The organism is Pseudomonas sp. C6002, from assembly GCF_013385805.1.
In the GTDB taxonomy this organism is placed as follows: domain Bacteria; phylum Pseudomonadota; class Gammaproteobacteria; order Pseudomonadales; family Pseudomonadaceae; genus Aquipseudomonas.
The window spans coordinates 401,073-414,384 of the sequence record NZ_JACAPH010000009.1 but is presented as its reverse complement, the minus strand read 5'-3'; the positions used below and the strand labels follow the sequence as shown (position 1 = coordinate 414,384).

The window sequence follows — 13,312 nt, the reverse complement described above, 5'->3', positions numbered from 1 at the left end:
TCAAAGCAATACAGTAGCAAGCATGCCCAAGGCGCCGAGGACAAACCCGATCAGTGCGCCACGCCCTGGTGCTTCATGGAACAGCGCCCAGACCACCACGGGCTCAAGCAGCAACAGGGAGGTGACTGAGACCACGGTGACGACCCAGATATCACCGACCGCCACGTACCCCAGCCAATACGCACCCAACAGGCAAAGCCCGGCAAAACACATCAGCACAACGGGAAGGACGAACGCCTCCCATGAACCATGCCCTGTCTGGGCAAGCCTGGCGGTTACCACCTCGCTGTAGATTGCACAAAACTCCCCCACCACCATCAACCCTAGAGCAGAAACTCCGAGTAGTTCTTTGGACATATCAAAAACTCCTTCGTATTCAACGCAATATTTTTCAGCTCCCAGCGAGCAATGCCGCTGCCCAGGAGCGTGATGCAGTGATACGAAGCAGCCTTGAACAGGCCTGAATTACCGAAGTGCTTTTCCATGCTCATGTCCTTCAAAGGGTGAGTCTCAGCGCCCGGAAAAGGGCGCTCGCTGCGATCATACGTTCCGACAGCCCGCCTGAACAACCTGCCCCCTCTCGGTCTGCCGCGAAGTGCTTCTGCAGGATCAGTGAGCGTTGAACCAGTCGGGGTGCACAACCGGAAAGTGCTTTTTCAGCCAATCCACAAATGCATTCACCTGGGGTGCAAGATGGGATCGGCTGGGGTAAAGCACGGAAACCAGGCGCGGTGTCGGACGAAGTGCGCCGAGTACTTCAACCAGTTCTCCACTGGCGAGGTACGCCCCGACGGTAATCCCCGGTGCTTGAATAATGCCGAAGCCTGCAACGCCGCATTGAACGTATGCGTTGGATTCGTTCACGGTGATACCGCCGCGTGGAGTGTGTGGATGGTCCTCGCCCGCCATCGAGAAGTGCCAAGGCAGCGGCCTGTTGTTTTGACCCGAAAGAAAGCCGACGCACCGGTGGCCGGCAAGGTCCGCCAGGGTTTCCGGTACCCCGTAGGCCTGGAGATAACTTGCAGATGCACAGGTCACCATGATTGCGCTGCCTATTTCCCTGGCTACCAGGCTGGAATCCGGGAGATCACCGATTCGCAATACGCAATCGATGCCTTCCGCCACCAGGTCTACCCTGCGGTCGGTCACGCCGAGTGCCAGTTCGATCTCGGGAAATGCCTCGGTAAATTGCCTGAGGCTTTCCATGAACCCGTGCTGGGAAAACGCTGTGGGAATATCAATCCGAAGCCGCCCACTCAGCGTCGAGCCACTGCGGTCGAACATGGAAGTGGTTTCTGCGATGGTGGCCAGAATCTCTTTGACACGCTCGTAAAATCGTTCGCCCTCAGCCGTCAGCTTGACTTTACGCGTCGTGCGCTGGAACAGGCGCACACCCAGGGACGCCTCCAGTTCCTGAATAGTGCGCGTGACATAGGGACGGCCGGTCTGCGTCGCCTCCGCGACTTTTGTGAAGCTGCCCAACTCCGCCAGCTTGGCAAATACCTGCATCGACTGTAGAAGCGCCATACGTCTGTCCCCGGGAAGCCGGTGAAGGGTTGATTGTTACTCTCCAGAATAACAATGCTGTTGGATTCTGCCCATTTATGCCGCGCTGCGAAACCTCAACAATGGCCCCAACAACAAGGAGGCACTTGCCTCCCCTGCCCATTCACCGTTGCTGGAGACAGAAAATGAAAGCGTGGCTTCTGAAAGATTTCGGTTTGGACAACCTGGTACAAGGGGACGCCGAGACCCCCGTCCCCAAGGCGGGAGAGCTGCTGGTAAAGGTGGGGGCCGTTTCGCTGAACTTCCGGGACAAGGCCATCGTCGATGGCATCTACGAGCCCCACAAGGTGCCCAAGCCATTGATTCCCGTCAGCGACGCGGCAGGCGTTGTCGTAGCAACAGGTGACGGTGTCAGCCGTTTCGCTATTGGCGACCGGGTCAACTCGCATCTCTACTCCCGCTGGCTGGACGGCATGCCTGGGCCGGATGAACCCGACTACTGCTTCGGCTCGCCTTTGCCCGGCGGCCTGGCGCAATACATGATCATCCATGAGGACAGCGCAGTACGTGTCCCCGACAACCTGTCGGATGAGGAAGCCGCGACTCTTCCGATTGCCGCATTGACGGCCTGGTACGCGCTGGTTGATTTCGGCCAGGTCGAGGCGGGCCAAACGGTGCTGGTTCAAGGTACCGGTGGGGTTTCGGTTTTCGCTGCGCAAATCGCAACCGCCCTCGGCGCCAAGGTTATTGTCACCTCCAGTCGGGATGAAAATCTGGAGGCTATGAAAAAACTGGGGGCGGTCGCCAGTGTGAACTATCGCACGCATCCTGGCTGGGCAGAGGAAGTCCTGAAACTCACCGATGGCAAGGGCGTGGACCTGCTCCTGGACGTCGCAGGCGGAGATGGCATCAATCAATCGATCGCCGCGACCAGGGTCGGTGGACGTATCGCCCAGATCGGATTCCTGACGGGCCAGACGTCTGCATTGAACCTGATGCCGATGATATTCCGGCAAACAACCATTCGCGGCATTGCCGTAGCGCCGCGCTCATCGTTCGACCGCATGAACGCGTTCCTGAGCGAGCACAGGATTCGCCCGGTAATCGACCGTGTGTACGCCTTCGATCAAGCGCGCCAGGCATACGAACACTTGGCCAGGGGCGCCTTTGGCAAAGTGGTCATCAAGGTCGGGTAAAGTCGACCGCCGGGCGTTTCACACAGGCAGGTGATTGCTGCGGGATTTGCCCAGGCGGTTCACGAATGACACCAATGGTCGTTCAAAGACCGGTTCCTGTTATTTATGGAGCAACGCAGGTTTGGTGTAGTCGAAAAGAGGCTTTGCGACTAAACCGGTATAGGGGACATCGCCAAATGAGCAAGGGTAGTCCCCCTACCCCCACGGTGGCCGAACACCCGGCGCACCCGGCACATTGAAGGACCGACGCCATGCAGAACCTCAAGATCGCGACATTCAATGTCAACGGCATAAAGACGCGACTGCCCAACCTTCTGCAGTGGCTGGAAAAGGAGCGCCCGGACATCGTCTGCCTGCAGGAACTGAAGGCGCAAGACAACGCGTTCCCCGCTGGAGAACTTGAGGCGGCGGGCTATGGCTCATTGCACCATGGCCAGGCATCCTGGAACGGAGTGGCAATTCTCGCGCGGGATTCCGAACCTCTTTTGATCCATAAGGGCCTGCCGGGAGCCAAGGACGACTCGCAGTCTCGATACCTGGAAGCGGCTGTCCATGGCGTGATTGTCGGATACCTGTACCTGCCCAACGGCAACCCTCAACCCGGGCCAAAATTTGATTACAAGCTCGCGTGGTTCGAGCACCTGATCTCCCACGCTGCAACACTGCAGGCTAGCGAACATCCGGTGGTCCTGGCCGGTGACTACAACGTGGTGCCCACCGACCTGGACATCTACAACACCCGCTCATGGCTCAAGGATGCCCTCCTCCAGCCAGAAAGCCGTGAGTGCTTTCAAAGGTTGCTTTCCCAGGGCTGGATCGACTCGCTGAGGCACCTGTACCCGGAAGAGCGGGTGTACACGTTTTGGGATTATTTCCGTCAGCATTGGCAGAAGAATTCCGGGCTGCGCATCGACCATCTGCTGCTCAACCCGGTACTCGCCCCGTACCTGAAAAACGTCGGCGTAGATGCATGGGTACGGGGTGAAGAGCATGCCAGTGATCATGCGCCGACGTGGATCGAGATCTCATCACGGCAAACCCGGTCAAGAAAGAAGCCAAAACGCAGTTGATCACAAGCCACGACGCTGACTACCGGCACGCGTGCCGGTACCCGACTCACCCATCCCAAGGTGTGATCCGGGCTTACTGATGGGGCACGAATTTCGTGAGCATCAGCCAGCGACTTATGGCCGCGACGAGTTCGGTCTTGCACTCCACCGGCAGCCAATGCCCGCCAGGCAGGCTCGTCACTGTGAGGTCTGCGCAGGCCGCGCGCATTGGATCGCCCAACTGATTGCCGTTGATGGTATTCATCGGGTCGTAATCACCGTTCACAAACAGGACGGGCATGGACAGGCGGCCGCCATCGGGTGCGCGATGGGCGTATTCGATGTTGGCGTCGTCGTTCAGATACCACGCGCAGGGCGTGCGGAAACCATGCTCCTCGAACGTGCGCACCAGTACCGCGAAGTCCGTCTCGGGCCAGAGCGCCGGGTCTGGTGGGGTCGGGGGAGCCCGGTGCGCTTCGCCAAACCGCCCGCCTTTGCGGGTCACTTCTGCATTGGAGGCGACCCTGGCGATGCTTGCAGGGTCGCCTCTTCGATAAATCGACGACAGCGATGCTGCTTTGTCCGCGTCAAGATCAGCCACGGCGGACGCAAAGTGCGTGTTGTAGTAGCGGTAATAGTCCCATTGGCCGTCTGGATACTGGTCGACCGGGTAAATCCGTCGGTCAACCAGCGGTATGAGCGTCGCCAGCGCGTTCGTGGAAGGAAAGTACGGGACCGAAACCAGCACCACGCCGCGGCTGCGCTGAGGTTCATGGGCGACCAGTTCACCGGCCACGACGCTGCCCCAATCATGGCCCACCCAGATGGCGGGCGTTCCACCGAGATGGTCATGCAGCTCTGTCATGTCTGCCACGATGTTTTCAATCGTGTACGCATTGATCGCGGCCGGCGCCGAAGAGCCGCCATAGCCGCGCATGTCGGGTGCGACGCAGTGCCAGCCTTGGGCAGCGAACGCTTCCATCTGTGCACGCCAGATCAAACCGAGTTCGGGCCAGCCATGCAGGAACATCATCAATGCCCCGTCGGCAGGTCCCGATTCCAGATAATGCGTTGTGTGACGGGGCGTACTGAAGATGCGCGAAGTCAGCTTGAAAGTGGACATAGGATCTCCTCATGTCATACCGGCGCGATGTTTCACTGTAGGTCACCTCGAGTGCGTGAGCACCACTGCCCGCGTATTTTCAGGTCGCGCTTATCCTGGGATCGGGAGCAAAAGAACTGAAGCAACCACACGTCAATCAACGTTGTAGAAAATTTGAATTAGCCAGTTGCCCGGCCGGTCAAGAATTATGAACGCAGTAAATCTGACGAGGTAACAGCAATGACTATCCAGGCAGAGACACTCGTACAACTGACCGAAGCCCTGCAAGAGCGAGGCATGCATCTGGTTTCAGATGTTCACTTCACCCGCGCGCCCTATCGGCAGAATCACCTCTGGGTCTGCACCGTAGCGTAACGATCCCTTATGATGCTTGCCTGCCAGAAGGTCGCCAACCGCGACAGATGGATCAATGCGAACACTCTTATGGATAAGCCCGATGCGGATCAACGTTCTGACAATTTCCCTGGCCACCTTGATGATGACCGGGTGTGCCAACCATGGCGCCAAGCCTTCGACGCACGCGCTGGCGACTCAAGATAACGTAGTTGGCATCTGGGCCATGGTTCCTCTGCGCAACGGAATTGCCAACGTGGTCGAATACAGCGCAGATGCCAAGGCCACCTTGCATCCATTCAACTGCGCTGAACCCGGGAAGCACCAGGAAAAAGAAGTGAGCGACTTCAAGGTGTCCGACGATGGAAAGGTCATCCATCTCAAATCACCTTCAGACAACTTCGACCTGAAGGTCCTGGCATTCGACCCGCAGACCATGACGCTGAGCATGGATGTTTCGGATACGAGCCTGACCTTCAACTACGTGAAAGTCAGTAACGTCGCACCGCTGTGTGCCCTTTATCCAAACGCCGCCGCTGAAGCTGCGCGCAAAACCCCTTTCAAGGCCAGTGACTTTGTAGCGGATCCCGGGATACCTGCCCACTCCGGTATGGAGCGATATATTGGCAAGTGGGCAAATGACAAAGGCGAGCTGGAGGTAGAAGTCATCATGGGTCCCAACGGCAGTGCCTACCTATACATGGCTTCCAGCAAAAACTGGCACTTCCTGTACAACGAGGTGCATTGGGTAGGCGACGAACTGCATTTTGAAAGCTATGCGTATTCAGACCTCCCCTCTCTTTACAGCCACCCTTTCCATAAATCCAAGACCCACAGCATTCTTCAGCCGAGCGGCGACGGAGGATTACGTTATTCGATCTTTATCGATAAGCGCCGGTACGAATTTCTATTGAGCCGGGCGAAGAACTGAGGTTGAGGTAGCGCAGTACTGTTGCGATGACCGGGCGGTGCATTTGCAACGCAGAGGGCAAGGAAGCCTCGCAAACGAAGTGGATTGCGGACCTGTTGAACAATTGCCGACCGGAAACAAACAAGGGCTTGCATCAGCTTTCGCCCGCAAACCCTTGGTTTTAGATGGTGCCCGAAGCCGGAATCGAACCGGCACGCCCTTACGAGCGGGGGATTTTAAGTCCCATGCGTCTACCAGTTTCGCCATTCGGGCGGTAGCGCTATGCAGCAGGCCAAGCAGCGTTAAAAGCCCTTGAGCGTTGCAGCAGGCTAGGGAATATATAGATCCAGCCCCCTCGATGCAAGGTCGGGTGCGGGCTTTTTCAAACAATCAAGCGGCGCCCTGGCAAACAAAAAAGCTCGCCAGATCAGTCATCTACAGATTTTGCAGGCGGGAGTGGGCAATGGCGATACCGACCGCTTCACCAGGTGCCGCACCCGTGCCCCACGTGCATCAGGAAAAATAAGTCATTACCGCAATAACCACTGAAACCCAAACCAGGGTCATCAAAAACGACAGCGCAGCCAATGTCTTGCCCATTTGCCTACTCGCCCCGATGAAATCACTTCAAGGAACCCTCCCAGCGCCGCTTGAGAATAGCCACGCACGACGCAGTTCGCCTTCAACCTCCCACGAAAATCGTGGATACGATACTCCACGCAAAAGGTTAGTTCCTTCAGCAGTCCCGCCCACACGTTACTGAGCCGCTGTTTATTCCCTGATACCCCAAAATGATCATCCCCGGCTTTCCTGCTCCTGCGGCGCCCCGGCCCATCTGATACGCTTTTTTCTTCTGCATCTGCCCCTGTATCGAAAACCGCCCTGCCCTGACAATACTCCCACTCCCGACACGCCCGTGGAGCCCGGCAGGAACCGTCCTGCCGGCCCGTTCATTTCGGAGGCCTTATGGCTAAGATGGCATTTTTCCTGTTCGGTTTTCTTGCGCTGACCATCGCAATTGGTCTGCTGGCCACCATCTCACCGGTCTAGGATCCATGGCCTGCTGACGCAACCCGCTGGAGGTCAGAGGGCGTGTCAGCCGGCAAAAAACATCGGATACAACGACAGCACCAACAGCCCCGCCATCGACCAGTTGAACACCCGCAACCAGCGTGGCTCGCGCAGTACATTGCGCAAGCCGCTGCCACAGCCGGCCCATACGCAAACGCTGGGCAGGTTTACCAAGGCAAACACCGCAGCAATCAACAGCACGTTGGTGACATAACCCTCGGCAGGCGTGTAGGTGGTGATCGCGCCCAGCGCCATGACCCAGGCCTTGGGGTTGACCCACTGGAAGGCCGCCGCGCCGAGAAACGTCATGGGTTTGCGCTTGTCATCGGTGTCATCGGACATCGCACTGGAGGTTGCAATCTTCCAGGCGAGGTACAGCAAATACGCCGCCCCCACATAACGCAATACGGTGTAGGCCCACGGTAGCGCCTTGAACACTTCTCCCAGGCCCAAGCCCACGGCGATCACCAACAACATGAAGCCGATGCTGATGCCCAGTGCATGGGGAATCGAGCGAATAAAACCGAAGTTCACCCCGGACGCCAGCAACATGGTGTTATTGGGGCCGGGCGTAATCGAGGAGACAAAGGCGAACAGCGCAAAGGCTGACAACAGGCTTGAAGACATGAACATGGGCAACATCCGAACGAAGTACTGTGGCCAAGACAGTAGAACGTTGCGTCGGTATTCGCCCCGTACAGCTACCGGGAGATACGGGCATACACTTCATCAGGCCCGGGCATTCAACAAACAGTAATAGCGCACATGCACTGCCAGCTATACACCAAGCGGTTCCTTGCCCTGTGCCATTAATCAGCGGACAGCGACGAAGTGATTTGCGCAATCGCCTCCTGATCCAGGCAGTCCAGCGTGCGGTATTGGTTGATAATCGATGTCTCCTTTTCACTCAGGTCGTCCTGGTTGATCGCCGCCCTCTCCCCCGTCAGCACGTAAATCACGTCTACCCCCTTGCGCCGAAGGGCAATCAGGTAATCGGACTTGGGCAGCCGCACTCCACTTTCGTAATGCACCTGGGCATTGGCGGCGACACCGCCAATCGCACCAAACTCCTGCTGGGAAAGCCCAAGGACCTTGCGTTCTTCTTTCAGGCGGGCGCCGAGCTTGTCGTCCATGGTGGGTACCTCAAACCGTGTTTAACATCCACCATACGCTTATACGCAGGACCGGAGTCCATTCATATTGACACTAACGGCGAATGCACCTTGCATCACCTGGACTCATTGCTCAGGATAGCGCTCTTGAGCTGAACATCGGCAGGGAAGCAGCAGGTTACCGAGGCCGAAAACACATGACGCTCCATGAAGATAGCCCGCTGCACATAGAGGTGTGCCAGCGCCAGAAACACCTCTGGTTCTGGCTCCCAATTGGTCTTTTGATGGTTTTCTTGACGGTTACCTCGACGATTTTACTGGGTACAAATCCGCCGGAATGGATGTTTGTCGCACTCAACTTTGGCTGGGCAATCGTCGCGCTGACACTGCTGGTGAAGCTATCGGGTGTTTGTTGCGCCAAGTGAAGCACCCAGGCGTTTCAGCTTGCATCGCGCATCACTCGGGCTCGTGCCCTCACCTTGATACGTCGTCAATGCCAGACAAACAACGTGAAACAACTCACATTTATGGAGTTTCACGGTTGAAGGTCAAAATTTGACCAAATATATTTCGCCCCACCCGAGCGCTCACCTCTATACGGATATTGTTCTGCGCCTGCTCGGGCCCCCGGAGATGCGCAGGCAATAAAACATTGAGGTTTGCCATGCGTCTTTCCAAAATCGCCCCAGCCGCCGCCCTGTTCAGCCTGTTCACTTTGCCCGCCCACGCCGCCGACCTGTCTGCCCTCACCGGTGCCCTGTCATCGGCATTGGGGGGGGCCGGCAACAGCAACAACACCGTCAACGCCAACAGTGCCTCCTGCCAGCAACAGATCCGCGACCTGCAGACCAATATCAATGCGGCCAATGCCAAGGGCGATACCTTGCGCGCGACCGCGTTCCAGGCAGCACTGACACAAACCAACAAGAGCTGCAGCAACAGCACCTACAACACCCAGGCACAAGTGGACACTAACCCTCAGCGCCAGCAAAACGTGAACAAGGCTGCGGATGCGATCAACGCAATTGGCGGCTTGTTCAAGTAAGTCGGGCTGCCCTGCGAGAAGGCCCGCGATTGCGGTTTTTTCGCCCATCGTACTTACCGGCAGACAATAAAAAACCCCGTAGACGTTAATCTACGGGGTTTTCTGGTGTGGAGGATTGTCGTCCCCCTTCACCTTAGCCAATGGCCGCCGACAGCTGCCATGTTCGCTTATTTCTTGGCCCAGTTGAGGATGTACTTACCGTAAGCACCTTCAAACCCATCGACGGCAATCGAATAGGTTTCACCCTTCTTGGCTGAAAAAGTCACAGCACTGGTTACATCATTTTCCGACTGGTTATTGTTCGTGCCGGCCACCGGCATCGAATTCAGGCTCGTGCTTTTATAAACGGCAAGCACGGTGTCGAATTTTGAGCCTGTGGTATCAAATGTGAAGCTTGCATCTTCTGGCGAAGTCCATTTGCACCAGACCGAATGGTAAGGCTTGGCAAAAGGAATATGTCCAGACTCACCAGCCTGGCTGGTGGCTAGTGTGGTGTCGCCGGCAACTGTACCTTTAACACCCTCGATAACCGTGGCTTGCGAGAAATCATCTGCGCAGCTCAGCGAGCTGCTTGTGCCGTTGAGGCCCTGATAGATCAGCGTGCCGGCTCCGAGCACGACAACAGCAATGGCTATTGGGAAAATAATGCGTGGTACGGCCATGACTCTTCCTTTTGAGGCGTATAGTTTCTGAACTGCTGCCATAGCAAGCGCAGCTTTAAATGGAAAAATGAATATCGGCTGATTAACGCCCATGAAATCATGCCATGGACGTTAAAAATGGCACATCAAGCTATAAATCTCAGGAAACAAGTGGATTTTCTCTCGACCAGCCTGCCCGCCAGAGGCCCCTCGGTCACGAGGGGTGGCGATATTAACATGATGCATGCACCTGATCATCCAACTCCTGTCATCCCGTAGATGTCTTTAGGGGTGTGAATGCGATACAGGTAGAGATCAATTTAAAAATCAATAAATCTATGCCGTCTCCCGCTCAAAAATGGAAGACGGAGTTCAAAATGGAACAGCAAATAAATCATTTCCCTTGGCATCCGAAGATTGCCGCAAGCGATATACCTCATATTCAAAACGTCAGCGTGACCGCAATCGTGTCGGTATAAGTGCCGGCCGGCAAACCCACCTTGCCTGGGGATTTACCGTAAATATTCACGGTTTGCGCAACCCCGGTGCTGGCCGTGAGATTGATAGTGCCGTTGTTGGCAAGAATTTGCGTGTGGGCGGCGTCGGTGTAGATGTCATAGGGCGCAAAGTGGCCGGCACCGTCTGCCAGGGCACGCGTTCCACCGGTGGATTTGCCATCATTGGCGCCGGACGTGATGGTCAATACCGGCGAAGTACCCGCCGAGCATTGAATAGACAAAGGCGCCCCGCCGCCGCCCAGCACTTGCCCATCAGCCTCTGTATACAGGGTGTTGGCGGTACCAAAGTTCAACGCACCGAAATTCAAGCCTGTGGTGCCTCCTACGCCGTTGACCAGGCAACTATTGATCAATATCAGCGACGCACTGATTTGACCGGTGACGGTGGTCGCGGCCTGGGAGCCGGACACCCAGGCCAGTGTCGTCAACGCCAGTAAGACTCTTGAGATAAGTCCATTCATGAAGCTCTCCTTATGACTTGCCAACCCAGCGCGCCGGCTCAGTTCCCTGAGGTGGACCCTTGACACTTGTACAAGGATGGCCGTTGCGTAGAAGGTTAGTCAGTCAGGAGGAAACTGCCAGCCCGAGGCCAAATCGCTTTCACTTGCAGGCGGTTGCCTGGAGAGCTTTTCGGCCTTGTACCCGCAGGAGTCACTGGCCAGTTTTCGCTCCGTCGCTGCACGTCAGCGAACGGGTATCGGAACCGGAAATTACAGGTACCTCCCTATCGATGATAAGACTTCCGGTAGGTTGTGGGGCTCACGCCCACGATCGACAAAAAGTGCTGACGCAAAGACAGGCTTGTACCAAACCCGCAGGCATCAGCGATCGTCTCGACGCTGTGGTCGGTTGTTTCAAGTTGCAATTGGACGGCCTTGATTCGCTCATTCGTGAGCCACTTTCCAAACGTCGAGCCGGTCAGTTGCTTGAAGTGCCGGGTGAAACTGCGTCGACTCATCGCCAGCCTCGTCGCCACTTGATCGATTGACAACGGTTGTTCCAGGTTTGCCCGAAGCCAGTCCAGCAACTGGCCGAGACGCTGGTCGCTTGCGCCTTGAGGAACAGGCTGGCTGATGAACTGGGCCTGGCCTCCGTCGCGATGGGGGGAAACCAGCAGTTGACGCGCCAACGCGTTGGCAACCCCCCGCCCGTAGATCCGCCTGACGATATGAATACAGCAATCGAGCCCCGCGGCCACGCCTGCAGAGGTCAGGATTTGCTGCGCCTCGACATAGAGCACTTTGGGGTCCACTTCAATGCGTGGGAAATCTCGCGCCAGATGCGCCGCCCACGCCCAGTGCGTGGTAGCCCGCTTGTCGCACAGCAGGCCCGCATGGGCAAGCACGAACGCCCCCAGGCACAGGCCGACCACCAGCGCGCCCCGTTCATGGGCTGCCTGAAGCGTTTCGAGGAGTGCGCTCGGCGGCCTTTCGGTGACGTCCCGCCAGCTGGGAATGATGACGATGTCAGCTCCTGTAACCTGGTCCAAACCATGGTCACAGTGGATCGCGAAACCGGCGTTGGTAACCAGCGCCCCCTCTTCGCCCGCGCAGACCACCAATTCAAACCAGGGCGAATCCCCCACTCGGCGATCTTTACCAAATACGAGGCACGGCACAGAAAGGTGAAAGGGGCTGATGCCGTTAAAGGCGATGACTGCAACTTTCACACTTTTTTTCATAGGGCGGGCCTGATCGAGATTGGCCCGATTCTAATGAAAAATGGTCATTGGGCCAATGGTGTGAGTTCCCGGATGCGTTCACTCTGATCGCAGCTGCATTTCACCGGGAAATGCGCAAATCAGAGCTCAGGGCCTCAATGAACATCGCCACCTTTTGCACGCTGGGAGCACTTATGACCACTCTTTCGATGACCGCACCGGCACACGCCAGCGAACCGGTGCCGTCCGTCCCCTATACCACCGAGTCCACTGACTATCATTGGTCCAGTGTGGACGGCGTGAGGGTTTTCTATCGCGAGGCCGGCCCCAGGGACGCGCCGCCCCTGGTGCTGCTCCATGGCTACCCTTCGTCCTCGCGCATGTGGGATTCGCTGATCCCGCTGCTTGCTGACCGGTATCACGTGATCGCCCCCGACTACCCCGGGTTCGGCAGAAGCGACGCGCCCTCGGCCGCGACCTACACCTACACGTTTGACCATCTGGCCGACACCATGAGCAAGCTGCTCACGCAATTGCAAATCCATGAATACACCCTGTTTATGCAGGACTACGGCGGCCCGGTAGGCTTTCGGATGATCCTCAACGCGCCGCAAAAACTGCACGGCATCATCATCCAGAACGCCAATGCCTATGACGAAGGCCTGGGTGCCAAGTGGGCGAACATCGCCAAGTACTGGAAGGCTCCCGCCGAACATCCCGAACAAGTCGATGGGTTCACGGGGTACGAGGGCACGAAGCAGCGCCATCTGGGCACCAGCCCTCATCCCGAGCGTTACAACCCTGATGCCTGGGAGGACGAGTTTGCCGCCTTATCCCGTCCGGGCCAGCGGGCGATACAGTCGGCGTTGTTGCTGGACTACCAGAACAACGTGGCCTCTTACCCAAAATGGCAGCAATGGTTGAAAGACAACCAACCGCCGATGTTGGTCATGTGGGGAAAATACGACCCGTCGTTCATTGTGCCGGGAGCCATGCGCTACAAGGATGATGTGCCGGGGGCCGAGGTTCATATTCTGGACGCGGGGCATTTCGCGCTCGATGAAAAAACCGAGCAGATCGCCAGCCTGACGCGTCAGTTCATGGCGCGTATCACCGCCGGTAAATAGTAAAGAGTGGGAGGCCCGCGC

16 protein-coding genes and 1 tRNA gene are annotated in these 13,312 nt (G+C 57.1%); 7 read left to right on the top strand and 10 right to left on the bottom strand.

Annotated elements, in window-relative coordinates:
- From HX817_RS05665 to HX817_RS05655, 3 genes are all read right to left on the bottom strand, one after another.
- A complete protein-coding gene (locus HX817_RS05665) occupies nucleotides 1-318 on the bottom strand; it encodes a hypothetical protein (protein WP_032899360.1) in 318 nt (105 codons plus the stop codon).
- Between the two features lie 5 nt (nucleotides 319-323).
- Nucleotides 324-485: a hypothetical protein gene (locus HX817_RS05660; protein ID WP_023658806.1), complete on the bottom strand. Its 162-nt coding sequence runs from the start codon at nucleotides 483-485 to the stop codon at nucleotides 324-326.
- A 124-nt stretch (nucleotides 486-609) separates the two neighbouring features.
- Complete coding sequence (locus HX817_RS05655; RefSeq protein ID WP_102370266.1) at nucleotides 610-1,509, bottom strand: LysR family transcriptional regulator; 900 nt, start codon at nucleotides 1,507-1,509, stop codon at nucleotides 610-612.
- A gap of 182 nt (nucleotides 1,510-1,691) precedes the next feature.
- Between HX817_RS05655 and HX817_RS05650 the strand changes: the two genes are divergently transcribed.
- A complete protein-coding gene (locus HX817_RS05650) occupies nucleotides 1,692-2,702 on the top strand; it encodes an NAD(P)-dependent alcohol dehydrogenase (RefSeq protein WP_102368990.1) in 1,011 nt (336 codons plus the stop codon).
- 251 nt (nucleotides 2,703-2,953) lie between these two features.
- Complete coding sequence (gene xth, locus HX817_RS05645) at nucleotides 2,954-3,772, top strand: exodeoxyribonuclease III (protein ID WP_177039931.1); 819 nt, start codon at nucleotides 2,954-2,956, stop codon at nucleotides 3,770-3,772.
- 73 nt (nucleotides 3,773-3,845) lie between these two features.
- Here xth and HX817_RS05640 read toward each other — a convergent pair whose 3' ends face one another.
- Nucleotides 3,846-4,874, bottom strand: coding sequence for an alpha/beta fold hydrolase (locus tag HX817_RS05640; RefSeq protein ID WP_177039930.1), 1,029 nt, complete (start codon nucleotides 4,872-4,874; stop codon nucleotides 3,846-3,848).
- A 219-nt stretch (nucleotides 4,875-5,093) separates the two neighbouring features.
- Between HX817_RS05640 and HX817_RS31280 the strand changes: the two genes are divergently transcribed.
- Entirely contained in the window at nucleotides 5,094-5,228 is a 135-nt protein-coding gene (locus HX817_RS31280) for a hypothetical protein (protein ID WP_023658805.1), read from the top strand.
- Between the two features lie 82 nt (nucleotides 5,229-5,310).
- Nucleotides 5,311-6,138 carry a hypothetical protein gene (locus HX817_RS05635; protein ID WP_087693924.1) on the top strand — a complete coding sequence of 276 codons (828 nt, stop codon included), beginning with the start codon at nucleotides 5,311-5,313 and terminating at the stop codon, nucleotides 6,136-6,138.
- A gap of 165 nt (nucleotides 6,139-6,303) precedes the next feature.
- Here HX817_RS05635 and HX817_RS05630 read toward each other — a convergent pair.
- From HX817_RS05630 to HX817_RS05620, 3 genes are all read right to left on the bottom strand, one after another.
- Nucleotides 6,304-6,390, bottom strand: a tRNA-Leu gene (locus HX817_RS05630).
- A gap of 822 nt (nucleotides 6,391-7,212) precedes the next feature.
- A complete protein-coding gene (locus HX817_RS05625; RefSeq protein ID WP_177039929.1) occupies nucleotides 7,213-7,821 on the bottom strand; it encodes a LysE family translocator in 609 nt (202 codons plus the stop codon).
- Between the two features lie 176 nt (nucleotides 7,822-7,997).
- Complete coding sequence (locus tag HX817_RS05620; RefSeq protein ID WP_177028201.1) at nucleotides 7,998-8,321, bottom strand: helix-turn-helix domain-containing protein; 324 nt, start codon at nucleotides 8,319-8,321, stop codon at nucleotides 7,998-8,000.
- A 176-nt stretch (nucleotides 8,322-8,497) separates the two neighbouring features.
- Here HX817_RS05620 and HX817_RS05615 point away from each other — a divergent pair, with 176 nt between their 5' ends.
- Both HX817_RS05615 and HX817_RS05610 read left to right on the top strand, forming a co-directional pair.
- Nucleotides 8,498-8,725 carry a hypothetical protein gene (locus HX817_RS05615; protein WP_256348658.1) on the top strand — a complete coding sequence of 76 codons (228 nt, stop codon included), beginning with the start codon at nucleotides 8,498-8,500 and terminating at the stop codon, nucleotides 8,723-8,725.
- 239 nt (nucleotides 8,726-8,964) lie between these two features.
- The gene (locus HX817_RS05610; protein WP_177039927.1) at nucleotides 8,965-9,345 is read left to right on the top strand and encodes a DUF1090 family protein; all 381 of its coding nucleotides are present in this window, start codon (nucleotides 8,965-8,967) and stop codon (nucleotides 9,343-9,345) included.
- A gap of 167 nt (nucleotides 9,346-9,512) precedes the next feature.
- Here the strand turns inward: HX817_RS05610 and HX817_RS05605 are convergent, their stop codons facing one another.
- The 3 genes from HX817_RS05605 to HX817_RS05595 form a co-directional block, all read right to left on the bottom strand.
- The gene (locus HX817_RS05605) at nucleotides 9,513-10,100 is read right to left on the bottom strand and encodes a hypothetical protein (RefSeq protein WP_177020016.1); all 588 of its coding nucleotides are present in this window, start codon (nucleotides 10,098-10,100) and stop codon (nucleotides 9,513-9,515) included.
- A 328-nt stretch (nucleotides 10,101-10,428) separates the two neighbouring features.
- Nucleotides 10,429-10,965: a spore coat protein U domain-containing protein gene (locus HX817_RS05600; protein WP_177008548.1), complete on the bottom strand. Its 537-nt coding sequence runs from the start codon at nucleotides 10,963-10,965 to the stop codon at nucleotides 10,429-10,431.
- A 263-nt stretch (nucleotides 10,966-11,228) separates the two neighbouring features.
- Nucleotides 11,229-12,185, bottom strand: coding sequence for a GlxA family transcriptional regulator (locus tag HX817_RS05595; RefSeq protein WP_177039926.1), 957 nt, complete (start codon nucleotides 12,183-12,185; stop codon nucleotides 11,229-11,231).
- A 173-nt stretch (nucleotides 12,186-12,358) separates the two neighbouring features.
- On the opposite strand from HX817_RS05595, the gene HX817_RS05590 reads away from it, so the two are divergent.
- Nucleotides 12,359-13,291 carry an alpha/beta fold hydrolase gene (locus tag HX817_RS05590; protein ID WP_256348657.1) on the top strand — a complete coding sequence of 311 codons (933 nt, stop codon included), beginning with the start codon at nucleotides 12,359-12,361 and terminating at the stop codon, nucleotides 13,289-13,291.
- The last annotated feature ends 21 nt before the right edge of the window (nucleotides 13,292-13,312 follow it).